This window comes from uncultured Roseobacter sp. (assembly GCF_947488185.1).
In the GTDB taxonomy this organism is placed as follows: Bacteria; Pseudomonadota; Alphaproteobacteria; order Rhodobacterales; family Rhodobacteraceae; genus Roseobacter.
Window position 1 is genome coordinate 408,119 of the sequence record NZ_CANKYM010000001.1, and the last position, 21,883, is coordinate 430,001.

Annotated in this window: 22 protein-coding genes; 12 read left to right on the plus strand and 10 right to left on the minus strand. The window is 60.6% G+C overall.

The window, feature by feature from the left end; genetic code table 11:
* Positions 1 to 167: 167 nt before the first annotated feature.
* The 4 genes from Q1A52_RS02255 to Q1A52_RS02270 all read left to right on the plus strand — a co-directional run bounded on the left by Q1A52_RS02255 (position 168) and on the right by Q1A52_RS02270 (position 3,157).
* Positions 168 to 647, plus strand: coding sequence for a VOC family protein (locus tag Q1A52_RS02255; protein WP_300010263.1), 480 nt, complete (start codon positions 168 to 170; stop codon positions 645 to 647).
* Between the two features lie 98 nt (positions 648 to 745).
* Positions 746 to 1,846: a class II histone deacetylase gene (locus Q1A52_RS02260; RefSeq protein ID WP_300010266.1), complete on the plus strand. Its 1,101-nt coding sequence runs from the start codon at positions 746 to 748 to the stop codon at positions 1,844 to 1,846.
* 16 nt (positions 1,847 to 1,862) lie between these two features.
* Positions 1,863 to 2,441 carry a nitroreductase gene (locus tag Q1A52_RS02265; RefSeq protein WP_300010269.1) on the plus strand — a complete coding sequence of 193 codons (579 nt, stop codon included), beginning with the start codon at positions 1,863 to 1,865 and terminating at the stop codon, positions 2,439 to 2,441.
* A complete protein-coding gene (locus Q1A52_RS02270) occupies positions 2,438 to 3,157 on the plus strand; it encodes an EI24 domain-containing protein (RefSeq protein WP_300010272.1) in 720 nt (239 codons plus the stop codon). The genes Q1A52_RS02265 and Q1A52_RS02270 overlap by 4 nt, the downstream gene beginning before the upstream one ends.
* Here Q1A52_RS02270 and Q1A52_RS02275 read toward each other — a convergent pair.
* On the minus strand, positions 3,111 to 3,407 hold the full coding sequence (locus Q1A52_RS02275; protein ID WP_300010275.1) for a DUF1467 family protein: 297 nt from the start codon (positions 3,405 to 3,407) through the stop codon (positions 3,111 to 3,113). The two genes, Q1A52_RS02270 and Q1A52_RS02275, sit on opposite strands and share 47 nt — an antisense overlap.
* A gap of 6 nt (positions 3,408 to 3,413) precedes the next feature.
* Complete coding sequence (gene mce, locus Q1A52_RS02280) at positions 3,414 to 3,818, minus strand: methylmalonyl-CoA epimerase (protein WP_300010278.1); 405 nt, start codon at positions 3,816 to 3,818, stop codon at positions 3,414 to 3,416.
* A gap of 155 nt (positions 3,819 to 3,973) precedes the next feature.
* On the opposite strand from mce, the gene Q1A52_RS02285 reads away from it, so the two are divergent.
* The gene (locus tag Q1A52_RS02285; protein WP_300010281.1) at positions 3,974 to 4,693 is read left to right on the plus strand and encodes a response regulator; all 720 of its coding nucleotides are present in this window, start codon (positions 3,974 to 3,976) and stop codon (positions 4,691 to 4,693) included.
* A gap of 6 nt (positions 4,694 to 4,699) precedes the next feature.
* On the opposite strand, the gene Q1A52_RS02290 is transcribed toward Q1A52_RS02285, so the two are convergent.
* The 7 genes from Q1A52_RS02290 to Q1A52_RS02320 all read right to left on the minus strand — a co-directional run bounded on the left by Q1A52_RS02290 (position 4,700) and on the right by Q1A52_RS02320 (position 12,842).
* Positions 4,700 to 5,425 carry a GNAT family protein gene (locus tag Q1A52_RS02290; RefSeq protein WP_300010284.1) on the minus strand — a complete coding sequence of 242 codons (726 nt, stop codon included), beginning with the start codon at positions 5,423 to 5,425 and terminating at the stop codon, positions 4,700 to 4,702.
* 51 nt (positions 5,426 to 5,476) lie between these two features.
* On the minus strand, positions 5,477 to 7,252 hold the full coding sequence (aspS, locus tag Q1A52_RS02295) for an aspartate--tRNA ligase (protein ID WP_300010287.1): 1,776 nt from the start codon (positions 7,250 to 7,252) through the stop codon (positions 5,477 to 5,479).
* 126 nt (positions 7,253 to 7,378) lie between these two features.
* Positions 7,379 to 8,227, minus strand: coding sequence for a glycosyltransferase family 2 protein (locus Q1A52_RS02300; protein WP_300010292.1), 849 nt, complete (start codon positions 8,225 to 8,227; stop codon positions 7,379 to 7,381).
* A 99-nt stretch (positions 8,228 to 8,326) separates the two neighbouring features.
* A complete protein-coding gene (locus tag Q1A52_RS02305; protein ID WP_300010295.1) occupies positions 8,327 to 9,052 on the minus strand; it encodes a GntR family transcriptional regulator in 726 nt (241 codons plus the stop codon).
* Between the two features lie 66 nt (positions 9,053 to 9,118).
* Positions 9,119 to 10,534, minus strand: coding sequence for a tetratricopeptide repeat protein (locus Q1A52_RS02310; protein WP_300010298.1), 1,416 nt, complete (start codon positions 10,532 to 10,534; stop codon positions 9,119 to 9,121).
* A 128-nt stretch (positions 10,535 to 10,662) separates the two neighbouring features.
* Positions 10,663 to 11,898: a 3-sulfinopropanoyl-CoA desulfinase gene (gene acdA / locus Q1A52_RS02315; protein ID WP_300010301.1), complete on the minus strand. Its 1,236-nt coding sequence runs from the start codon at positions 11,896 to 11,898 to the stop codon at positions 10,663 to 10,665.
* A 95-nt stretch (positions 11,899 to 11,993) separates the two neighbouring features.
* On the minus strand, positions 11,994 to 12,842 hold the full coding sequence (locus tag Q1A52_RS02320; protein ID WP_300010304.1) for a LysR family transcriptional regulator: 849 nt from the start codon (positions 12,840 to 12,842) through the stop codon (positions 11,994 to 11,996).
* Positions 12,843 to 13,114: 272 nt separating this feature from the next.
* Here Q1A52_RS02320 and Q1A52_RS02325 point away from each other — a divergent pair, with 272 nt between their 5' ends.
* Genes Q1A52_RS02325 through Q1A52_RS02350 form a run of 6 tightly spaced genes read left to right on the plus strand, consistent with a single transcriptional unit; the run spans position 13,115 to position 19,080 of the window.
* Entirely contained in the window at positions 13,115 to 15,985 is a 2,871-nt protein-coding gene (locus tag Q1A52_RS02325) for a monovalent cation/H+ antiporter subunit A (RefSeq protein ID WP_300010306.1), read from the plus strand.
* A gap of 1 nt (position 15,986) precedes the next feature.
* Positions 15,987 to 16,343 carry a Na+/H+ antiporter subunit C gene (locus Q1A52_RS02330; protein WP_300010309.1) on the plus strand — a complete coding sequence of 119 codons (357 nt, stop codon included), beginning with the start codon at positions 15,987 to 15,989 and terminating at the stop codon, positions 16,341 to 16,343.
* Entirely contained in the window at positions 16,340 to 17,893 is a 1,554-nt protein-coding gene (locus tag Q1A52_RS02335; RefSeq protein ID WP_300010313.1) for a monovalent cation/H+ antiporter subunit D, read from the plus strand. Before Q1A52_RS02330 ends, Q1A52_RS02335 begins: the two co-directional genes overlap by 4 nt.
* Position 17,894: 1 nt before the next feature.
* Complete coding sequence (locus Q1A52_RS02340) at positions 17,895 to 18,395, plus strand: Na+/H+ antiporter subunit E (protein WP_195819579.1); 501 nt, start codon at positions 17,895 to 17,897, stop codon at positions 18,393 to 18,395.
* Positions 18,392 to 18,679 carry a K+/H+ antiporter subunit F gene (locus Q1A52_RS02345; RefSeq protein ID WP_195819578.1) on the plus strand — a complete coding sequence of 96 codons (288 nt, stop codon included), beginning with the start codon at positions 18,392 to 18,394 and terminating at the stop codon, positions 18,677 to 18,679. Before Q1A52_RS02340 ends, Q1A52_RS02345 begins: the two co-directional genes overlap by 4 nt.
* Complete coding sequence (locus Q1A52_RS02350) at positions 18,676 to 19,080, plus strand: Na+/H+ antiporter subunit G (protein ID WP_300010316.1); 405 nt, start codon at positions 18,676 to 18,678, stop codon at positions 19,078 to 19,080. The genes Q1A52_RS02345 and Q1A52_RS02350 overlap by 4 nt, the downstream gene beginning before the upstream one ends.
* A gap of 9 nt (positions 19,081 to 19,089) precedes the next feature.
* Here Q1A52_RS02350 and Q1A52_RS02355 read toward each other — a convergent pair whose 3' ends face one another.
* Complete coding sequence (locus Q1A52_RS02355) at positions 19,090 to 20,013, minus strand: LysR family transcriptional regulator (protein ID WP_300010319.1); 924 nt, start codon at positions 20,011 to 20,013, stop codon at positions 19,090 to 19,092.
* Between the two features lie 136 nt (positions 20,014 to 20,149).
* Between Q1A52_RS02355 and Q1A52_RS02360 the strand changes: the two genes are divergently transcribed.
* Positions 20,150 to 21,838 (plus strand): BCCT family transporter, encoded by a 1,689-nt coding sequence (locus tag Q1A52_RS02360; RefSeq protein WP_299780680.1) that lies wholly within the window; start codon positions 20,150 to 20,152, stop codon positions 21,836 to 21,838.
* The last annotated feature ends 45 nt before the right edge of the window (positions 21,839 to 21,883 follow it).

Consider the following 21,883-nt stretch of genomic DNA (forward strand, 5'->3'; position numbering starts at 1 on the left):
TGCTACCATAGGTGGCAGAATGAGTCTCATTCAGGCTCCCGCAACTAGCGAATTCTTGCCGATGCATCTGCTAATGCTCCGCACAGGTGATGCGCAAATGCGCAGCTGGCGTATGAAATCAGCGGTTCGTAGACAAGGACAGAACCTAAACAAGAGAGAGCTGATAGATGAGAGAACAACAGGCAGCCTGCGTCGGACATGTGCATCTGAAAGTGGCCGATCTTGAACGATCCATCGCGTTTTACCGGGATATTCTGGGGTTTGAAGTGACTCAGCGCTATGGCGAGGCAGCCGCCTTTCTGGGCGCGGGGGGCTACCATCACCACATCGGGTTGAACACGTGGCACAGCAAGGCATCAAATCCACCTCCGGAAGGCCACACAGGTCTCTATCATGCGGCTTTCCTGTACCCGGATCGCAAGAGCCTCGCCAATGTCCTGAAACGCGTGATGGACGCGGGCGTGGACCTCGATGGTGCGGCGGATCATGGTGTCAGCGAAGCCGTCTATCTGCGCGATCCTGATGGCAACGGCGTAGAACTCTACCGGGACCGTGCGCCTGAAGACTGGCCCCGGGATGCGCAAGGCGATCTTGCCATGGTCAATGTACCGCTTGACGTGCCTGCCCTGCTCGCAGAGGCAGACTGACTTTCCGGCAGAAATCAAAGAAACGGATTTTGGGCCGCATGGACAATCGGTCATCGCTACGCCACTTTCACAGCAACAAGAGGCAAGCGGATTTGGATATGGCAACCGGGTTTTTCTGGGACGAAAGATGCTTTTGGCACGCAGGCGGCAGCTATGCTTTCACGCTGCCCATCGGAGGTCACGTGCAACCGCTGGCCGCCGGGGGATTGCCCGAAAACCCCGAGACCAAGCGCCGCCTGAAAAACCTGATGGATGTTACCGGCCTGTCAAAGGAACTGGACATGCGCACGGCACCGGAAGCCACGCGCGATATGCTGTTACGGGTGCATCCGCAAAGCTATCTCGATGCCTTCAAGGAGATGTCGGATGCGGGGGGCGGTGAGCTTGGTCGGCGCACCCCCTTCGCGTCAGGTGGGTATGAGATCGCGGCCCTGTCGGCCGGGTTAGCCGTGGCCGCTGTGGATGCCGTTCTGACGGGCGCGGTCGACAATGCCTATGCGCTGTCGCGCCCGCCCGGCCACCATTGCCTGCCCGACTTTCCCAACGGTTTCTGCCTCCTGGCCAATATCGCCATCGCCATTGAAGAGGCGCAATCCAAGGGCATGGCGAAACGCGTTTTTGTGCTGGACTGGGATGTGCACCACGGCAATGGCACCGAAGCGATCTACTACGACCGGGACGATGTGCTAACGCTTTCGCTGCACCAGGAAGGCAACTACCCGCTCGATACCGGTGCCTTTGCAGACCGTGGACGTGGCGCAGGCGAGGGCTGTAACCTTAACCTGCCGCTCCCCGCCGGGACCGGGCACACGGCTTATCTGCACGCAATGGACACAATCATCTTGCCGCAGATCGAGGCGTTCAAGCCCGATCTGATCATCGTTGCCTGCGGATTTGATGCCGCCGCGATTGACCCATTGGCGCGCATGCTGGCCACGGCGCAAACCTTCCGCGAGATGACACTGAAGGTGAAAGACGCCGCCGAGCGGCTCTGCGACGGGCGGTTGGTGCTGGTGCATGAGGGGGGATATTCCGAAGTCTACGTGCCCTTTTGCGGCCATGCGACGCTGGAAGCTTTGTCTGGCAGTCGTATCACCGCTCCAGACCCGCTGGCGGCGGCACTGGATGTGCGCCAGCCGGGGACCCGTTTCGACGCCTTTCTCAAAGGCGAGATTGACCACTTCGCACAGCAGCTTTGACCTCGGAACCTCGTTCATGCCTTTACCAAACCCGGATGCCTTCGACTTTCTGACCACCCGCCGGTCGCGCCCGGCCAAGACGCTGGCAATGCCCGTGCCATCGGCTGAGGAGCTGATGCCGCTGCTGCAGGCGGCCGCACGGACGCCGGACCACGGCAAGCTGGAGCCCTGGCGCTTTATCGTGATCGAAAAACCAGCCATGGCCCGACTGGCCGACGTGGCACAAAAGCGGGGCGCGGCCCTGGGCCTAGAGAGCGACCAGATCGACAAGGGGCGTGGGCAATTCGATCAGGGTCACCTAGCTGTCGCCGTGATCGAAGTACAGAAACCTTCCGAAAAAATCCCCGCGCTGGAACAAACCTATTCCGCAGGATGTGTCTGTCTGGCGCTGCTGAATGCTGCGCTCGCTTCTGGCTGGGGGGCCAACTGGCTGAGCGGCTGGCCCAGTCATGACCGTGGTTTCATGCAAGATGCTCTGGGGTTGGCTGATCATGAACGCATTGCGGGCTTCGTACACATCGGCACCGAGACCTCGGCGCCGCCGGACCGGCCCCGTCCGGATCTTCACGACATTACGACCTGGGTGCGGGCATGATCCTCACCGCCTTTTTCGCAGCACTTGGGCAGATGACCGACCCGCGCTTTCGCCGCGTCCTGCTGTTGGGCGTGGCCCTGACCCTCGCCCTGCTGATTGCCGCCTCCGCCGGGTTTGTCTGGTTGCTGGGCAGTCTGGTCGGGGATCAGACAACCCTGCCGTTCATCGGTGAAGTGACCTGGCTGAACGATCTGATCAGCTGGGGCTCGGCCCTGCTGTTGGCGGTGCTGTCGGTCTTCCTGATGATCCCGGTGGCCTCGGCCATCACATCGATGTTTCTCGACACTGTCGCGCAGGCGGTGGAAGATGAACATTATCCGCATCTGCCCGCTCCGACGCCCGTTCCGTTTGGCGATGCCCTGCGCGACACGGTGAATTTTCTCGGCGTGCTGATTGCCGCGAATGTTCTGGCGCTTCTGCTCTATCTCATACTGATCGCCACCGTAGCACTGGCGCCTGCCGCCCCCTTTGTCTTTTGGGGATTGAACGGGTTCCTGCTCGGCCGGGAATACTTCACGCTGGCCGCGATACGCCGGGTGGGCCGGGCCGAGGCAAAACTGCTCAGATCACGCCACACCGGAACGATCTGGATTGCGGGCGTTCTGATGGCGATCCCGCTGACCATCCCGATCTTGAACCTGATCATTCCAATTCTGGGCGCCGCAACCTTTACCCATCTGTTCCACTTGCTGGCACCTCAGGCGCCCCGCGGTTGAACCAGTCGAGATCACGCACAGTGATCACCTCGAACAGGATGATAAACGTGATCACGGCCCAGAGCACGAGGCTGATGCCCGTGGTGATCCATGCTTTTTTCTTCAGGTTGTGAACCTCGGGCGCACCGGCATGGGTACCGGGCACGATCTTTCCCAGATCCCCTTGGGTCTTCACCCTGATCGGCAAGACGATGAGGAAGGTCATCGACCAGATCACCGCAAAGAGAACAAGTGCTGATGTAATGCCCATGGGGTGTCAGACCTGTTCCAGTTCGACAAGGCAGCCGTTGAAGTCCTTGGGATGCAGGAACAGCACCGGCTTACCATGGGCGCCGATCTTTGGCTCACCTGTGCCCAGCACCCGTGCACCCGTTTTCAGAAGGTGGTCGCGCGAGCTCAGAATATCGTCCACCTCATAGCAGACGTGATGAATGCCGCCCGACGGGTTCTTGTCCAGAAAGCCCTGGATGGGGCTGTTGTCCCCGAGCGGATAGAGCAATTCGATCTTGGTGTTCGGCAGCTCGATGAAGATGACGGTGACGCCATGATCCGGCTCATCCTGCGGTGCGCCAACATTGGCCCCAAGCGCCGTGCGATACTGATCTGCGGCCGCCTCAAGGTCAGGAACGGCAATGGCGACGTGGTTGAGACGACCAATCATGTGAACTCTCCGCTATAAAGGCTTTTGTCTGCTTATGCGGGGAGGTTTTGGCGGATGCAAGGGACGCACCGCCGCAGGGCCCGGGGGCCATTAACGTGCTGTTAGCCATATGTGCGCCATGCTGAGTCGAAACCCGAGTCACCCCGGAGACGATCATGGATAAAACGGACCCTTTTGCAGCGACGATCCCCGCGCCCACGGCTTCACGGCCTTTGCTGGGTCTGACCGTCCTTGTAATCGAGGACAGTCGATTTGCCTGTGAAGCGATGCGGCTTTTATGCCTGCGCAGTGGGGCGCGAATCCGGCGGGCCGATTGTCTGCGCTCGGCGCGGCGGCATCTGCAGGTCTATCGTCCCTCCGTCGTGATTGTCGACCTTGGTCTGCCCGATGGGAACGGTGTCGACTTGATCACCGAGTTGACCCAATCTGAACCCCGTGTAGACGTTGTGCTGGGCACCTCCGGTGACCCAGACGGAGAAAATCAAGCGCTGACTGCCGGTGCGGACGGATTTCTGGAGAAACCTATCAACTCGCTCGCCGTCTTTCAGCAAGCCGTCCTATCCAACCTGCCGGCAGATCGCCAGCCGACGGGCCTGCGTGAGCTGCCCGATGAAATCATCCATCCCGACCGCATGGCTTTTCAGGATGATATGGCGCATATCGCGGACGTTCTGGAAGATCCGGCGGACGACCGTTCGCTCGACTACGTGGCGCAGTTCCTAGGAGGTGTCGCCCGTTCGGCACAGGATCAGGTGCTTGAAAAGGCAGCGGCCGCACTGGCACAAAAACGCGCCGCGGGCGAACCGGCCGGGATCGAGACTGCGGAAATTGCCGGTTTGATTCAGCAACGGCTCACGCAGAAATTGGCGATCTGAACAAGTTCAGAGCGCGGGGTCCCTCGCGACGCGCACCAGTCTCGTGAGATCGCCAAGGCGTTCTTTCTGTCGGCCATCAGGATCGAAATTACTCGGATCCAGCCACGCCTCGAATGCCGCCTTCAAAGCTGACCATTCCTTATCAATCATCGCAAACCAAGCGGTGTCCCGGTTGTGCCCCTTTGCAATTGCAGCCTGTCTGAAGATACCTTCATAGCTGAACCCATAACGTTGGGCCGCCCGGCGCGAGCCCATGTTGAGCGCGTTGCACTTCCACTCAAAACGCCTGTAACCTTGGGAAAACACCCAGTCCATCATCAGGAAGATTGCTTCCGTGGCCGCACGTGTCCGCTGCAATGACGGGCTGAAATTGATATGTCCCACCTCAATGGATCCATTTGCAGGATCAATGCGCAGGAAACTTGCCACACCTTCCCAATCGCCGCTTTCAAGGTTGCGCACCGCATAAAAGAAATGCGCAGGGTCCTGCACCAGTTCGCGAACCCAGCGGTGATAGAGGGCCGATGAAGAAAACGGTCCGTAGGGCAAGTAGTCCCAGACGTGGTCCTGACCCTCATACGCCCGGTAAAGAAGGGCCGCGTGACGATCCGCGTCCAAAGCCTCCAGTTCGGCATAGCGACCGTGCAATGGCGCACCGTCAGGAGCTGGCCTTGGGCTCCATCCGTTCACCGGCTCTCCAAGATCCGGAGCAGGGGCATCTGAAGTTGTCATGCGCAGACGTTAGATCGCGCTTGGCAGAGAGCCAAGTGCAATTCGTTCCGTTCAATCCTGAGGAATGACGCGCAAGCCAAGCTCCATCAACTGGTCACTTGTAGGGTCGGAGGGTGCCGCCATCATCAGGTCTTCAGCGCGCTGATTCATCGGGAACAGGATGACTTCGCGAATGTTGTTTTCGTCCGCGAGCAACATCACGATCCGGTCGATGCCTGCAGCACAACCACCGTGCGGAGGCGCGCCGTATTGGAAGGCGTTGACCATACCGCCAAAACGCTTGCGCACCTCGTCCTCGCCGTATCCCGCGATCTCGAACGCCTTGAACATGATCTCGGGCTTGTGGTTCCGGATCGCACCCGACACCAGCTCGTAGCCGTTGCAGGCCAGATCATACTGGTACCCCAGCACGTCGAGCGGATCGCCCTCAAGCGCCGCCATCCCGCCTTGCGGCATGGAAAAGGGGTTGTGCTCGAAATCAACCTTGCCGGTTTCCTCATCCTTTTCATAGATCGGGAAGTCCACGATCCAGGCAAAGGCAAAGCGGTTTTCATCCGTCAGCCCAAGCTCCGAGCCGATCACGTTGCGCGCCTTGCCGGCAATGGTTTCAAAAGTCTTCGGCTTGCCACCGAGGAAGAAGGCCGCATCGCCGACCTCCAGCCCCAGTTGCTGGCGGATCGCCTCGGTGCGTTCCGGGCCGATGTTCTTGGCCAGCGGCCCCGCGGCCTCCATGCCGTTGCCCTGATCCCGCCAGAAGATATATCCCATCCCCGGCAAGCCTTCTTTTTGCGCAAAGGCATTCATGCGGTCACAAAATTTGCGGCTGCCGCCACTCGGTGCCGGAATTGCGCGAATTTCCGTGCCCTCCTGCTCCAGCAGCTTGGCAAAGATAGCGAAACCCGATCCGGCGAAGTGTTCTGACACCACCTGCATCTTGATCGGGTTGCGCAGGTCCGGCTTGTCGCTGCCGTACCAGAGCGCTGCGTCCTTGTAAGAAATCTGCGGCCAGTCCTGATCGACCGATTTACCGCCGCCGAACTCCTCGAAGATACCGGTCAGCACCGGTTGGATCGTATCAAACACATCCTGCTGCTCGACAAAGCTCATCTCGAGGTCAAGTTGGTAGAAGTCGGTGGGCGACCGGTCGGCCCGCGGGTCTTCATCGCGGAAACAGGGCGCGATCTGGAAATACTTGTCGAAGCCCGAGACCATCAGCAGCTGCTTGAACTGCTGGGGTGCCTGCGGCAGCGCGTAGAACTTGCCGGGGTGCAGGCGCGACGGTACGAGAAAGTCGCGCGCGCCTTCGGGGCTGGAGGCGGTGATAATCGGGGTTTGATACTCGCGGAACCCGCTGTCCCACATGCGGCGGCGGATCGAAGAGACGACGTCAGAGCGCAGCGCCATGTTCGCCTGCATCTTTTCGCGCCGCAGATCGAGGTAACGGTACCGCAGGCGTGTCTCCTCGGGGTATTCCTGATCGCCGAACACTTGCAGCGGCAGTTCAGCGGCAGCCCCCAGCACTTCGATATCGCGCACGTAGACCTCAATCGCCCCGGTGGGGATCTTGGCGTTCACCAGCGATGCATCGCGGGCCTTGACCTCACCATCGACGCGGATGCACCATTCCGCGCGCACTTTCTCGACCTCGGCAAAAACAGCGCTGTCGGGGTCACAGAGCACCTGCGTCATGCCGTAATGGTCGCGCAGGTCGATGAACAACACCCCGCCGTGATCTCGCACGCGATGCACCCAGCCCGACAGGCGAACTTTTTCGCCCACGTTGTCAGCGGTCAGAGCGGCGCAGGAATGGCTGCGATAGGCATGCATAAGGGGATTCCTTCGGGGTCAATTTTCGCGCCAGATACACCGTTTGCGCAGCGAGAAGTCAAGGCGTCAGGCCAAGAACCTCCGGGAGGCAGATTGTGACCACCCTGCCGGTGACCATTGTGGCGGTCACGGCATGTAGTCGCCATCGATGTAACGCTGCATGTCAAAGCGCCGCGTGCCCTTCAGATAGGCCAGCGCCTGGGCACGTTTGCGCGCCGAGAACAGGGTCAATGGCGACAGCAGTTTGGCAATCGCCCGCAGCGCGGCACGGGTGCGCGGCATTGAGACACCGTGGCGGCGTTCGACATAGATGCGGGACTGCGCGATGAAATAGGCCTTGAGCGCCGCGCCGGAAATGGCGTTGCCGGAGGATTTGCCGCCCAGGTGGGTGACGGTGGCGCCGTGTTCGATCCGCAGGGTCCAGCCCGCCTGCCGCATCCGGTACACCAGATCATCATCCTCGTGATAAAGGAATATCCGCTCGTCAAAGCCGCCTACTGCGTCAAAGGCCGCCTGACGGCAGAAAAGCGCAGCCCCTGTCAGGATGTTCACCTCGACGCTGTCCTTGTTGCCGGGCTCTGCATAGCGACGGTCGGTAAACTCCGCCCGCGAAATCAGCGCCGAGCGGCGGTTCAGCCGGATCGCCCCTTTTCCGTTCAGGATCGCCGGGTTCATCGCCCCCGCCTTTGGATGCCGATCCGCCGCCTCGATCAGCAGATCACAGCAGTCCGGTGTGAGCGTGGAATCCGGGTTACAGAAAAAGACAAAGTCTTTCTCGTTTCCTTCAGCACCGCGATTGCAGGCCGCCCCAAACCCGAGGTTCCGGTCCAGCGCGATAACGCGCGCGCCATGATCCGCCGCAATCTCGCGCGAGGCATCACGGCTGCTGTTGTCCACCACAACAACCTCGATGCCCTGCGGCACACTGGCAAGAAAGTCGCCGATCACCTCCGCACTATTGTAGGAGACGGTCACAATTCGAAGACAGTTGTGCATGGGGACCTGAAAGAAATGAGGAATTGGGAACGCTCACACTACCGGGAAACCAAAGCCAATGCCAGCCCCGCCGCGGCGTCAGAGCGCCCGCAGGCGGTGACGTTCCAGGAGATCGACCAGCATTTCACGGGCCTGCTGGCGATGCGCCCGATGTGCTGCCCGCGCCATATCCGCATCCCCCTGTTCGATGGCCTGATAGACCCGGCGATGGGCTTCGTTTGACTTGAGCGGCATGGGCCGCATGAACAGTGTCGTGGTGCGTGCCCGCCGGACTTGATCCCGCATCATGCTGACGATCATCTCGATACGGCGATTGCGTCCCAGGCGCACCAGCTCGGCGTGAAACCGGTCGTCCGCCGCCGCCCAACGCTCCAGATCTTCGGCCATGACGGCCACTTCCATGTCCTCGATGGCGCGCGCCAGATCTTCAAGATCGGCACGAGCATAGCCTTTTTGCGCGGCCTGTTCAGCAGCGAGGCTTTCCAGCTCTGTCAGCACGTCGTAAATCTCGCGCATATCCTCCGGCGACACCGGCAGGATGCGGACACCCTTGCGCGGTTTCAACTCCAGCAGCCCCTGCCCTTCGAGCATCAGAACGGCTTCGCGCACCGGTGTGCGCGACATGTCCAGCATCGCGGCAAGTTCGGATTCGAGATGGTTGGAACCCGCCGCCAGCTGTCCGGTGAAAATCATGTCGCGCAGTTCATGCAGCGCGCGTTGGACGTTGGATTGCGGTTTGGAAGATGTCTCGTTCAAAGGCGTTCCGATGCGAAGGCTGGGCAGCCGCAGCCGCCCGTCACCCATCAAGAGGCCCCAAAGTCCGCAGCATTGCAAGGTATGGGCGCAAAAACGCTGCGTATTCGTGGCGGATCAAGCGGCGATCAGGGACTGCGCCTTGGCCGTGGCGCGATCCGCCTGCCCCTGATCCCCCAGACCTTTGAAAGCACGGGCCACCGCGCGCCAGTTCTGGGCCGAGGTCGGTTTGATCCCCGTCCGCTCGTTTGCCAGTGCCAGTGCCAGATCGAACTGACGTGCGCGCAATGCGGCCTCCAGGAGCGTCCAGCCGATGATGTCGCGCTGCGCGTAACTTCCCCCCAACCGATGGGTCATGTAGCGGATTGGCAACAGCCGGTCGACGCAGCCTGCGTAGTTCTCTTTCTTAAAATCCTGCATGGCCAGACAGAAAGGCAGACCGATCTCGCGGGTCATCGCGACATTGGCATCGGAGGCATTTTCAAGATACCGTTCGTTCGCCGACAAAAGCGCTTTCTGCGCGTCTTCGCGACCGTCTGACACGAAGGTCAGCATCGCATGCACGTCGTTGAACGCATAAAGTGTATCCTGGGCGGCGGGCTCCCATTTATTCGCCAGATGGGTCCAACGGTCCCCCCCATCCTGCCCCACGAGGTTCATGCGCCACAGCAAAGCTGCCGCATCCAACTCCTCATACTTGTGACCATCCTTGTTCCGGGAATCGAGGTGGGTATCGAAGATGTCGTAGACCTGATCGTACTGTTCGAGATCGAGGTGATAGAGGCCGGTGTGCCACCAGAGGTGATTGGCAAAGTTCGACGTCCCCCACATGCCCGCGTGATCGCGCATGAAGCGGATGCCACCGGCCTGCCGCCCACGCATTTCCATCACATGGCTGACGGTATGCACGGCGTAAGGATTATCCGGACGGATCGCCAACGCCTGACGCGCCAGTTCTTCGGCGCGCGCGAAATCGCGGTTCTCCTCCAGACCAAAGGAATAGAACCCCAGCACGAATTCATAGCCGGGAATGCTCTCGTCCCACAGGTTGAACACCCGTGCGACCACATCGCGCTGCCCCGGCACGTCACCCAGCAACACCATCGTGTAGTGGATCAACTCCAACGCCAAAAGGTCCATCGGGTACCGCGTCAGCACCGCTTCCCATTTCTGCACGGCGCCAAAGAAATCGCCGTGGACCCAGGCCTTGATCGCCTCGTGGTGGCCTAATTCCCGTTCGTTGCAGCCCGGCAGTAAGCGTTCAGACTGGGCAAGGCACTGCAGCATCGTGTCGTAGACCCGGGTTTCCATCGCCTGCGTCAGCCACCCCGCCTTGAAAAGCCAGCCCATGATGAAATCGGGATGCTCTGCCAGAACGGCGTTAATCTCCGCATCGGCATCCCCACGGAAAGAGAGTGACATCAGGATCGCGCGCTCCAGCCCGTCAATGGCGCCCCGGTCGCGATAGGACACGGGAACGCCTCTGATATCCGTAAAGGGCGTCGCAGATTTCAAAGCGGTATCGGCACACATCCTGGGTCATCCTTTGCGACAGCGGCACGGGGTTACAGACCCCTTCTATCGCAAATTTTCCAAGGATCGATAGTCTCACGAAAATTCTATCTGGCGTTAACAGCGGTTTGTCGCGCCTTGCCGAAATCCTAACCGCCTGGACGCGCCTCAACCGTGTATCCGTCCCGCGTCTGCGGCGTTTTCATATCGAGCACCCGGCCCGCGATCAGATTGCGCAGCATCTGGGCGGTTCCCCCGCCAATCGTGAACATCCGCGCATCCCGGACCAGACGTTCAACCGGGTTGTTACGGGAATACCCATCGGCACCGTGCAACTGCAAAGCGTCGTTGGTGACCTTCACAGCCATTTCCGAGGCAAAGACCTTCGCCTGTGCGGCAAGCAATGGATCGGGAAAACCAGAGGCCTGAGCCTCAGCACTTTTTGCCGCGCGCCAGATCATCATGCGCGCTGCGTCGATCTGTGTGGCCATGTCGGCCAGCATCCATTGTAGGCCCTGGAATTCTGCAATCGGGCGGCCGAATTGTTCGCGGGTCTTGACGTGGCTGCAGGCGGCATTGAAAGCCGCTTGCGCGAGGCCAAGCGCCACCGTGGCCGCGCCAACACGCTGGGCGTTATAGGCGTTCATCAGACCGGCAAAGCCCCGTTCGATCCCCTCTGGCGGCGTGATCAGACGGTCGGCTGGCAGATGCAGATTGTTGAACCGAATAGTCGTCTCCGGGATGCCACGCAGGCCCATCGTGGGTTCACGCGCCCCAATCTCCAGACCGGGTTCATCCAGATAGGCGATGAATCCGCCGATCCCCTTGAACGCGCCGTCTTCGATCACGCGCGCAAAAATCAGGTGCAACCGGGACACGCCCCCGCCGGTGATCCAGTGCTTGGTGCCGTTCAGCACCCAGCCATCGCGCGTACGCTCCGCCGTTGTGCGCATCTCGGTTGCGGCACTGCCTGCCTGTGGCTCGGTGATGCAGATGGCGGGTTTGTCTCCCGCCAACACGTGTTGCGCCGCGATCTCGCGCTGCGCTTGTGTACCGTAGGCGAGGATGGCTCCAACGGCGCCCATGTTGCCTTCAACCGCGATCCGCCCGGAGACGCCACAGCACCGCGCGAACTCCTCGACCACCAGCGCGATGTCGAAACAGCTCAACCCGAGGCCCCCCAGGTCTTCAGGCACGCACATGCCCATGAACCCGGCGTCGGTCATCTGCCGGACCACCTCCTGCGGGTATCGCTCTGTCGCGTCGGTCTGTGTCGCAAGCGGAAGGGCAACGTCGCGCGCCAGATCCCTTGCGCGCGACTGCAACGCAATCTGGGCCTCATTGAGAAAGAAGGAGGGAGGGTCCTGCATCTGCCGATCAAACATGAGAGCGCCTTTGACTGTGGATAGACGCAGTCTAGTTCATGATGATATCAAAACATATCGAGATATTCTTGCATTTTTCATGAGATTTACTGATGTTAAAGTGCCGCCAAAAACGTCGCGATCAGTGGATCATGCGGAGGATCGCCCAAGAGCAACGCGCCGACGTCACGTGCAAACGGCGGATCACCAAAGGAGACAGAGCGTAATCCGGGCCAGATCCCATTGCTGCCCCGGCAGACCGGCACAATCGACACCCCCAACCCTTCACGCACCATGGATTCGATGGCATCCAGTGAATCGATTTCCATGATTGCCGTGACCGCGATATCCCGTTTGTTCAAATGCGCCTCTATCGCGCTGCCCGCCCATGTTTTGCGGTTGAACCAGATGAAGGGCAGAGACGAGAGCAGCGTTTTTTCGTCACCCACCGCTTCCGCGGGCGCGATGACGACCAGCGGCTCATGCGCGATGTGATGCCATTCCAACCCCTCGATAGGCGCTGGGGGCTTCGTGCAGATTGCGATGTCGAGAGCACCTTGCTGCAATCGCGCGGCCAATTGGTCGGAACTGCCACTGTGCACATCAATGGAAAGATCAGGGTGCTGCATGCGCAGTTCCGCAAGCGCGGGCGGCAGGAAGCTGCTCAACACGGTCGGGACCGCCCCGACACGCAACCGGCCCCGGATCATCTGCCCCATGACCACATCTTCGGTCGCGTCGAAAAGCTTGATCACCTTGCGGGCATGATCCGCCAGCGCGCGTGCTTTGCCCGTCGGTGCGGGCGGACGCACGATACGGTCGAACAGAAGAACGCCCAATTCCTCTTCCAACGCCTTGACCTGCAAGCTGATCGCGGAGTGAGAGCGGCCAATAGCGTCACCAGCAGCCGCAAACGATCCTTCGTCTATCACCGCGATCAGGATACGCATTTGCTGGATGTTCATGGAAAGGGCCGGGGGTCAGAGGGACGCGTCACGCGCTGAGGATCAGGCAAAGCCTAGTCGATCCTCACAGGCAGGTCCATCTTGCGACCGCCCATCCGAGACGAGGGGCGCACCAGCCGCAACACCGCCGGCCTGAACAATTGGCGCTGCAGATGCGACCAATTAACGTCAAAGCTGCCTTTTGTAACAATTTTTGACGGTTTCGCTTGAGAACAGGCGCATTCTGGCACAGATAATGGAGAACTTTTCAGACCAAAAGACTAGGAGTTCGCGTGTCCCTCTTCCTGATCGTCGCATTACCATTCTTCGGCGCGCTGCTTCCTGGACTGATGAATTCCGCAGGCAGACAGGCCTGCGCCGGGATCACCTTTACCGTCTCGCTGGCGGCGTTCATCGGGTTGCTGACCAACCTGCCCGCCGTGCTTGCGGGCGATCTGGTGACCGCCCGGGTTGATTGGATTCCTTCTCTGGGCATGAACTTCACGCTGATGCTGGATGGGCTCGGGTTTTTCTTTGCGCTGCTGATCCTCGGCATCGGCCTTTTGATCATTGCCTACGCCCGCTCGTACCTGTCGCGCGACGACAACATGGGCGAATTCTTCACCTATCTGCTGCTGTTCCAGGGCGCGATGGTGGGGATCGTGCTCAGCGACAACATCCTGCTTTTGCTGGTCTTCTGGGAACTTACCTCGCTCTCCTCCTTCCTGCTGATCGGCTATTGGAAGCATCTGCCCGAAGGCAGGCAAGGCGCCCGCATGGCCCTGACAGTCACCGGCATGGGTGGCCTGGCCATGATCGGTGGCATGCTGATCCTCGGTCAGATCGCGGGCAGCTACGATCTGAGCGTCATCCTGCAGAACCGCGACCTGATCCAGGCCGACCCGCTTTATGTCCCGGCCCTGCTGCTGATCCTTCTGGGGTGTTTCACCAAATCGGCGCAGTTTCCGTTCCATTTCTGGTTGCCGCACGCCATGGCGGCGCCGACACCCGTTTCTGCCTATCTGCACTCCGCCACGATGGTGAAGGCGGGCATCTTCCTGATGGCCCGCATGTGGCCGGTGTTGTCGGGCACACCGGAGTGGTTTGTCATTGTCACGACCGCCGGGTTGATCACCATGGTGCTGGGCGCGATCATCGCCCTGTTCAAACACGATCTCAAGGCACTGCTGGCCTTTTCGACGGTCAGTCACCTCGGGTTGATCACCATGTTGCTGGGCACCGGCACCGCGTTCGGGGCGATGGCGGCGATGTTCCACATTCTCAACCATGCCACCTTCAAGGCCGCGCTCTTCATGTCCGCAGGGATCGTCGATCACGAGGCCCATACACGCGATATCCGTCGACTTGGCGGGCTGCGCCACCTGATGCCGATCACCTTTATCATCGCAACACTCGCGGCGCTGTCGATGGCGGGTATTCCCCTGCTAAACGGCTTCTTGTCCAAAGAGATGATGCTGGAGGAAGCCACCCACACCGTGCTCTTCGGTGCGCCTTGGCTGGTGCCTGCCCTTGCGACTTTCGGCTCCCTGTTCTCGGCGGCCTACTGCTTCCGCCTGATCGGTCACACCTTCCTTGGCCCGGTGCGCGACGACTACCCGGCCAAGCCGCATGATCCCGGCGCGGGCATGTGGCTGCCGCCCGCCATTCTGGTCGTGCTGGTGGTGATGATCGGTGTTGCCCCCTTCCTGGCAGAGCCCTTTGTGAAAGTGGTAACGGCCTCCGTGTTGGGGGACACCGCCGAGGTGCCCAAGGCCTATTTCAAAATCTGGCATGGCCTTGTGCCCGCCCTCTTCATGTCGGTCATTGCCGTCGTGGGTGGCTTGCTGATGCTGGCCATCTTCAACCCCGCCCTGCGCCTGTGGGAGACGACCCCACGCCCCGAGGCCAAGACGATTTTCGAAGCGCTGATCGCTGCAATTGTTGCGCTCTCCCAGCGCTTTATCCACGGGCTGCACAATGGTGCTTTCACCCGCTATGGCGCGATCATGGCCGTCACAGTCATCGTTGCAGGGTTTTACGCCTGGAGCACAGGCACCGTGGGCCCCGCCAGCCGAGAGATGCAGCCTGTTACACCCGTCGCCTTTGCAGGCTGGGTCATGCTGTTGGCGGCAACCATCGGGATGGTGTTCCTGCACCGCAACCGCCTGATGTCGCTGATCCTGATCGGCATTGCCGGGCTGATGGTATCGGTCGGCTTTGTCTATTTCAGCGCGCCCGACCTTGCGATGACGCAGATCACCGTCGAGGTGGTTACCATCATCCTGCTGCTGCTGGCGCTGAACTTCCTGCCCAATCAGACCCCGATTGAAAGCACGGCGATGCGGCGGACACGCGATACCGCCATCGCCCTTGCGGGCGGTCTGGCGACCATGGGCATGGCCTGGCACTTCCTGGTGCGTGACGCCATCACGACACCGATCTCGGAATTCCACCTTGCCAACTCCTACAAAGGCGGCGGCGGCACTAACGTAGTCAACGTGATCCTCGTCGATTTCCGGGGCTTTGACACCTATGGCGAGATCATCGTGCTGGGTATCGCCGCCCTGCTGATCTACGCGCTGACCGAAACGCTTCTGTCCGGCCCCGTTCGTGCCCGCCTGCTGAACCGCAAGCCCGATCAGCCGCGTGCGGGTGACATGCACCCCACCATGATGGTGGTGCTGACCCGCGTGATCATGCCGGTGGTGCTGATGGTCGGTTTCTACATCTTCCTGCGCGGTCACAACGAGCCGGGCGGCGGTTTTATCGCCGGGCTGGTCGTCTCCATCGCGGTGGTGATGCAATATATGGCCAGCGGGTTCAGCTGGGCCTCCGCGCGGCTGCGCTATCCCTATCACGGGGTGATCGGTGCGGGTGTGCTGATCGCCGGTCTCACGGGCATCGGGTCGTGGTTTGTCAGCAAGCCGTTCCTGACGTCGGATTTCACCTATGTGCGCATCCCGCCCTTTGAGAAGTTCGAGCTGGCAACAGCGGCGCTCTTTGACCTCGGCGTGTTCCTCGCGGTGGTCGGCGCGGTGATGCTGTCGCTGGAGAGCTTCTCGCGGCTGGCGCGCCGGGCCCATGTCCCCGATACCGAACACCCGATGGACATCGATCCGTCACGTGACGATCCCCCCATGACACCAGCGCGGGAGGGCGTGTGATATGGAACTGCTTGTCGCATCCGCCATCGGCATTCTCACGGCAGGGGGCATCTACCTGATGCTGCGCCTGCGCACTTTCCCGGTCATCCTGGGCATTTCGCTGCTGACCTATGCGGTCAACGTGTTTCTCTTTGCCTCCGGGCGTCTGAGCATTGGCGCCCCCCCGATCCTGCGCGACGGTATCGAGGTCTATGCCGATCCGCTGCCGCAGGCGCTGGTGCTCACGGCCATCGTGATCTCCTTCGGGATGACGGCAGTTGTGGTGATGATCGCCCTTGGTGCCTATCTCGGCTCGGATGATGACCACGTGGATGACGCCATCAATAAGCCATCGACGGGTACGGGAGACGCCACATGACCCATTGGATCATTGCCCCCGTCGTGCTGCCCGCCCTGCTGGCCCCGTTCATCGTGCTGGCCGCACGGTATCACATCGGCATTCAGCGCGTGTTCTCTATTGCCGGGGTTCTGGCGTTGATTTTCGTAGCCGCAGGCCTTGCCTGGCAGGCCTCGGACGGAACCATCACGCTCTACCAGCTCGGCGATTGGGCCGCGCCCTTCGGGATCGTGCTGGTGGCAGACAGGCTGTCCACGCTCATGGTGCTGCTGACGGCCGTGCTGGCGCTCTTTGTGCTGCTCTATGCCATCGGATCGGAATGGGACAATCGCGGGCGGCATTTCCACGCGCTGTTCCAGTTCCAGCTGATGGGGATCATGGGCGCTTTCCTGACCGGTGACCTCTTCAACCTCTTCGTCTTTTTTGAAGTGCTGCTGATCGCCTCCTACGGTCTGATGATCCACTCAGGCGGCAATGCGCGCCTGCGTGCGGGCGTGCAATATGTGCTCTTCAACCTGCTGGGATCGACCCTTTTCCTTTTTGCCCTCGGCGCGATCTACGCCGAAGCCGGGACGCTGAACATGGCCGATCTGGCCCAGCGTGTGCGCCTGATCGACGGCGCGGAGACCGTTGGGATTCGCCTTGCCGCTGTCCTGCTGCTGCTGGTCTTCGCGATCAAGGCGGCGGTACTGCCGCTGCACTTCTGGCTGCCCTCGAGCTATGCCGAAGCGCCCGCGCCGGTGGCCGCGCTCTTTGCCATCATGACCAAGGTCGGGGCCTACGCGATCATCCGCGTCTACACGATGATCTTCAGCCCCGATCTGGACGTGACCGCCGGGCTGCACACCACATGGCTGATGCCTGCCGCGCTGGCCTCGCTGGCCATTGGTATGATAGGCGTTCTGGCTGCGCGTCACCTCGACCGGCTGGTGGCCTTCGCGGTCATCGGGTCGATGGGGATGGTGATGGTGGCGATCTCGCTCTTTACGCCGACAAGTATCACGGCCGCGCTCTATTACACCGTGCATTCGACTCTGGCCGCAGCCGCCCTGTTCCTGATCGTCGATCTGGTCAGAACCGGACGCGCGGACCTCAACCTGATCGCCCAGCCTGTCGTGCCGGGGGCCGCGCTGACTTCCGCGCTGTTCTTTCTGGCGGCCATTGCCATGGCCGGTCTGCCGCCGCTGTCGGGCTTTGTCGGCAAGCTGCTGGTCCTCGATGCGGCCTTTTCCACCTCAGCCGCTGCGTGGATCTGGGCCGTGGTCCTGTCGTCCAGCTTGATCTGCGTCGTCGGGTTCTCCCGCGCGGGCAGCACCCTCTTCTGGAAGGCAAAATCAATGCCGGTGGCGGACGAGCCGGCAGAAACCACCGCCGCCACTCCCGCGCCTGCGACGCTGTCTTATGTTGCGGTGGGCGGGTTGCTGACGCTGCTGGTGGCGCACACGGTCTTTGCCGGACCGGCGACTGCCTACATGGCGGATATTTCCGACCAGCTCTTCAATCCGGAACCTTACATAGAGACCGTGCTGGACACACCCGGAAAACTCAGCACACCAAAGGAGGGATATTGACATGATCAAGGCATACCGCTGGCTCCTGCCACACCCCCTTGTCACCCTGCTGCTCGCGGTGGTCTGGACACTGCTGCAAAATGAAATCTCGGCAGGCATGGTGGTCTTTGGCGTGATCCTCGGGATCATCATCCCCTGGGGCACCTCGGTCTGGTGGCCGGATACGCCCCGCGCCTTTCACGTCAGCCGCATGGTGACCTACAGCATCATGGTGATCTGGGACATCATGGTCGCCAACGTGCAGGTGGCCTGGATCGTGCTGACCAAGCCCAATTCCAAACTGCGCCCCGCGTGGATCGTGGTCCCGCTGGAATTGCGCCAGCCCGAGGCCATTACCATCCTCGCCGGCACCATCACACTCACCCCCGGCACCGTCTCGGCCGATCTGTCGGACGAAGGGCACAGCCTGCTTGTGCATGTGCTGCACACGGAGGATCCCGACGCCGTGCGTGACGAGATCAAAACCCGCTACGAGCGCCGCCTGAAGGAGATTTTCGCATGAGTTTCGCGACACAGCTGATGGACATCGCGCTCATCGTGACCTTCGTCGTCATCGCTCTGGCGCAGGCCATGTCGATGATCCGGCTGGTGATGGGGCCGTCGACGGGCGACCGCATTCTGGCGCTCGACACGATGGTTGTGAACGCCATCGGCCTGATTGTCTTGCTCGGCATTGCACAGGGCGTGCGCATCTACTTCGAGGTGTCGCTGATCATTGCCATGCTGGGGTTTGTCTCAACTGTCGCCTATGCGCGATTTGTTCTGCGGGGGGATATCATCGAATGACCGCTGAGATTATCGGGACCTACGCCGTTGCCATCTGCCTGTTGATTGGCGCGGGCTTTGCCATGGTGGGCGCGATTGGCCTGCTGAAGTTCAACGACTCGATGACCCGACTGCATGCACCGACTAAGGTTGGCACGGTGGGGATCGGCGCCTTGCTGCTCGCGTCCATGATCCATTCCTTCACGGTGGGGGACGGCTCGCTGCACGAGCTGCTGATCATGTCGTTCCTCTTCGTGACCGCGCCGATTTCGGCGAATTTCATGGCGAAGGTCAACATTCATCGCCGCGCCTGTGACACTCCGCCAGAGCCGCCACAGGACGACACCTGGTCCACCCTGAACGTGCCCGAAGCGGATCGCGAAATGGCGTCTCCGGCAACAGTGCAATCCCCGAAAGGCTGAGGCACGGTCCTAGGCCTGGTGTGCCGCAACAAGGCAATTGAGGAACTCTTCGGTCTTCCGGGTCGGCTCCGGTTTTCGGCGGACGATGGCGGCAAAGGTGCTGCTGTAGCCTGTGTCCTGCGCGGCAACGGGGCGCACAGCGCCTTTCCGCAGGAATGTCTCCGCCACGTGATCCGCCAGATATCCCAGATAGCGACCCGATTGGATCAAGAGGGAGAGCGCCTCTTCCTCCTGCACCCGCGCGGCGCGGCGAATGCCCAAGGACTGCCCGGCCTTCATATTGGGGGAGTTGAACGCGTAGCCCGCATATTTGTACTGCGCGAGGTTCAGGGCATCAGCGCGCGCCGTTTCCGGCACATCGAAGAGCGGATGTCCTTCGCCGCAATAGAGCGTCATATGCTCCTGATAAAGCGGTGTATACTGCAGGATGGAGGATTGCCGGTGGATCGGCACGATGGCGATGTCGAGCGTGCCATCCGTGACCCGCGCCTCCAACACGCCAGGCGGATCCAGCGCAATCTCAAAGGCCACATCCGGGGCGGAGGCATCGAAGGCCTGGATGGCCTTGTGGACCCGCGCCTCAGGGTTCGTCGTCGACTGGTCAAAGAGCCCGAGCCGCAAGGTGCCCGTCAGATGGATGTGGATATTGTCGATATGGGCCTGGAACCCGTCCAGCGACGCCAGCAGGCCATGGGCCGCCTCCAGCACCTGTTCCCCCTCCGGCGTCAGGGAAAATCCGGCAGGACCCCGGTTGCAGAGCTTCAGCCCGATGCGCAGTTCCAGATCAGAGATATGTTTCGAGATCGTCGAGCGGCCAATATTCAATTCCAGCTCTGACGCTGCAAAGCCGCCGCACTCAGTCACGGCGATGAAAACCCGTATCAATCGGATGTCCACATCGCTCAAAGACCGCAAGAGTGCGCGTTTAGCCATCTAAGGTTTCCTATTTATCAAACTATAGTCGACAATGTTGCCACTTATCAAACACTATACAACCTTTACTGTTACCCCTACCATAACACGCGCTGGCATCTCCGATGCGGGCCAACAGGGAACAGGGAGACAATAAATGTCCATAAAACCCCCACTATCTGATCTGCCGATCAAGACCGCCGACAGCGGTTTTTATCGGGGGTTCAGCGTAAACGTGACCGTCATCAGTAAGATCATCATCAGTATGCTGGTGGTCTGGTGTATCGTCTGGCCGACCCAGGCGGGCACCGTTCTGGGCAACTGGAACACTGCAATTCTTGCGCAATTCGCGGCCTGGTACATCTGGGTTGTGACCGCCTTCGTGATCGTCTGTATCGGCCTGGCCATCTGGCCGACGGCCGGACGTCTGAACCTGGGCACCGACGGCGAGAAGCCCGAATTTTCGAATTTCTCATGGTTCTCGATGATGTTCGGCGCCGGGATCGGCGTTGGCATGCTGACCTGGGCCGTGGCAGAACCGGTGGCACATTTCAAAAACAACCCGTCGGTTATTCAGGGTGTCACGACCGCATTGGATGCCAACAACGTGCGCGAGGCCTATGTCTGGTCCTTCTTGCACTGGGGTCTGGGCGCTTGGGCATGTTATGCGGTTGCCGGTCTGGCACTGGCCTTCTTCAGCTATCGTCGCGGTCTGCCGCTGACCATCCGGTCCTCGCTGACACCTCTTTTCGGCAAATCGCTCTCCGGTCCGCTGGGGCATCTCATCGACATCGTTGCCGTTGTGGCCACCATTCTTGGTGTGGCGCAGACGCTTGGTTTTGGTGTGGAGCAATTCGTCGCTGGTCTGACACGGATCGGCATTGGCGGTCTCGCGTTGGAAGACGGTTCTGCGACATCATTGGGTATCGTTGTTGCCCTGCTGGTCATCATGGGGGCCTCGACGCTCTCGGCTTTGTCCGGTGTTGGTAAAGGCATCAAGTGGCTGTCCAATATCAACATGGTGCTGTCGATCTTCCTCCTGAGCTTCTTTATCATCTTTGGCGCGACATTCTTTGGTGCGGCGGCCTTCTTCGTCGGTATCTGGGACTACCTGATCGCGCTGCCATGGCTAAGCTTTAACGTTTACAGTTCTGATGGTGTTGAAGGATCCGAAGCCTTCCTGCTCACGCAATGGCAGGGCTGGTGGCCGGTGTTCTACTGGGCCTGGTGGATCGCGTTCGCACCCTTTGTGGGCCTGTTCCTGGCGCGTATTTCACGTGGTCGGACAATCCGTGAATTCGTTCTGGGTGCCATGATCGTGCCATCGCTGATGTGCTTTGTCTGGTTCTCCTGGGCCGGGGGTACAGCGATTGATCTTGAACTCAATGGTGGTGCGGGCGGTCTGATCCTTGACGCGGCCAACGGGGACAAGATCTTTGCGATGACCGAGTTCATGCTGGCGCCTATCGCGCAGGTACTGGCCTGGGGCATGGCGGTTGTGATCGTGGTCCTGTTGATGACTTTCCTGGTCACTTCTGCTGACTCTGCGGTTCTGATCGTGAACACCATCAACGCCGCTGGCGACGAAGGTCCAAAGGCACGTCCTCACATCATCTTCTGGGGTGCGGCGCTGGCGCTGGTGGTTGGCGGTCTGCTGATCTCCGGCGGTACAGGAGCCATTCAGACTGCGATGGTGATCGGGGCGCTGCCCTTCTCCATCGTGATGGCGCTGATGTGCATCGCGCTGATCAAGGCGATCTGGAACGATGGTCGCCGTGAGGCGGCCGGGGTTCCGACCACATTCGATCAGATCGACGACGACATGTCGGCAAGCCCTGCTGAATAAGCGGGCCTCACAAAATCTGAAAAGCCCCGCATCACGCGGGGCTTT

Coding starts and splice junctions, on each gene's coding strand:
- Q1A52_RS02255 (WP_300010263.1), top strand. CDS start 168: ATGAGAGAACAACAGGCAGCCTGCGTCGGACATGTGCATCTGAAAGTG.
- Q1A52_RS02260 (WP_300010266.1), top strand. CDS start 746: ATGGCAACCGGGTTTTTCTGGGACGAAAGATGCTTTTGGCACGCAGGC.
- Q1A52_RS02265 (WP_300010269.1), top strand. CDS start 1,863: ATGCCTTTACCAAACCCGGATGCCTTCGACTTTCTGACCACCCGCCGG.
- Q1A52_RS02270 (WP_300010272.1), top strand. CDS start 2,438: ATGATCCTCACCGCCTTTTTCGCAGCACTTGGGCAGATGACCGACCCG.
- Q1A52_RS02275 (WP_300010275.1), bottom strand. CDS start 3,407: ATGGGCATTACATCAGCACTTGTTCTCTTTGCGGTGATCTGGTCGATG.
- mce (WP_300010278.1), bottom strand. CDS start 3,818: ATGATTGGTCGTCTCAACCACGTCGCCATTGCCGTTCCTGACCTTGAG.
- Q1A52_RS02285 (WP_300010281.1), top strand. CDS start 3,974: ATGGATAAAACGGACCCTTTTGCAGCGACGATCCCCGCGCCCACGGCT.
- Q1A52_RS02290 (WP_300010284.1), bottom strand. CDS start 5,425: ATGACAACTTCAGATGCCCCTGCTCCGGATCTTGGAGAGCCGGTGAAC.
- aspS (WP_300010287.1), bottom strand. CDS start 7,252: ATGCATGCCTATCGCAGCCATTCCTGCGCCGCTCTGACCGCTGACAAC.
- Q1A52_RS02305 (WP_300010295.1), bottom strand. CDS start 9,052: ATGGGTGACGGGCGGCTGCGGCTGCCCAGCCTTCGCATCGGAACGCCT.
- Q1A52_RS02310 (WP_300010298.1), bottom strand. CDS start 10,534: ATGTGTGCCGATACCGCTTTGAAATCTGCGACGCCCTTTACGGATATC.
- acdA (WP_300010301.1), bottom strand. CDS start 11,898: ATGTTTGATCGGCAGATGCAGGACCCTCCCTCCTTCTTTCTCAATGAG.
- Q1A52_RS02320 (WP_300010304.1), bottom strand. CDS start 12,842: ATGAACATCCAGCAAATGCGTATCCTGATCGCGGTGATAGACGAAGGA.
- Q1A52_RS02330 (WP_300010309.1), top strand. CDS start 15,987: ATGGAACTGCTTGTCGCATCCGCCATCGGCATTCTCACGGCAGGGGGC.
- Q1A52_RS02335 (WP_300010313.1), top strand. CDS start 16,340: ATGACCCATTGGATCATTGCCCCCGTCGTGCTGCCCGCCCTGCTGGCC.
- Q1A52_RS02340 (WP_195819579.1), top strand. CDS start 17,895: ATGATCAAGGCATACCGCTGGCTCCTGCCACACCCCCTTGTCACCCTG.
- Q1A52_RS02345 (WP_195819578.1), top strand. CDS start 18,392: ATGAGTTTCGCGACACAGCTGATGGACATCGCGCTCATCGTGACCTTC.
- Q1A52_RS02350 (WP_300010316.1), top strand. CDS start 18,676: ATGACCGCTGAGATTATCGGGACCTACGCCGTTGCCATCTGCCTGTTG.
- Q1A52_RS02355 (WP_300010319.1), bottom strand. CDS start 20,013: ATGGCTAAACGCGCACTCTTGCGGTCTTTGAGCGATGTGGACATCCGA.
- Q1A52_RS02360 (WP_299780680.1), top strand. CDS start 20,150: ATGTCCATAAAACCCCCACTATCTGATCTGCCGATCAAGACCGCCGAC.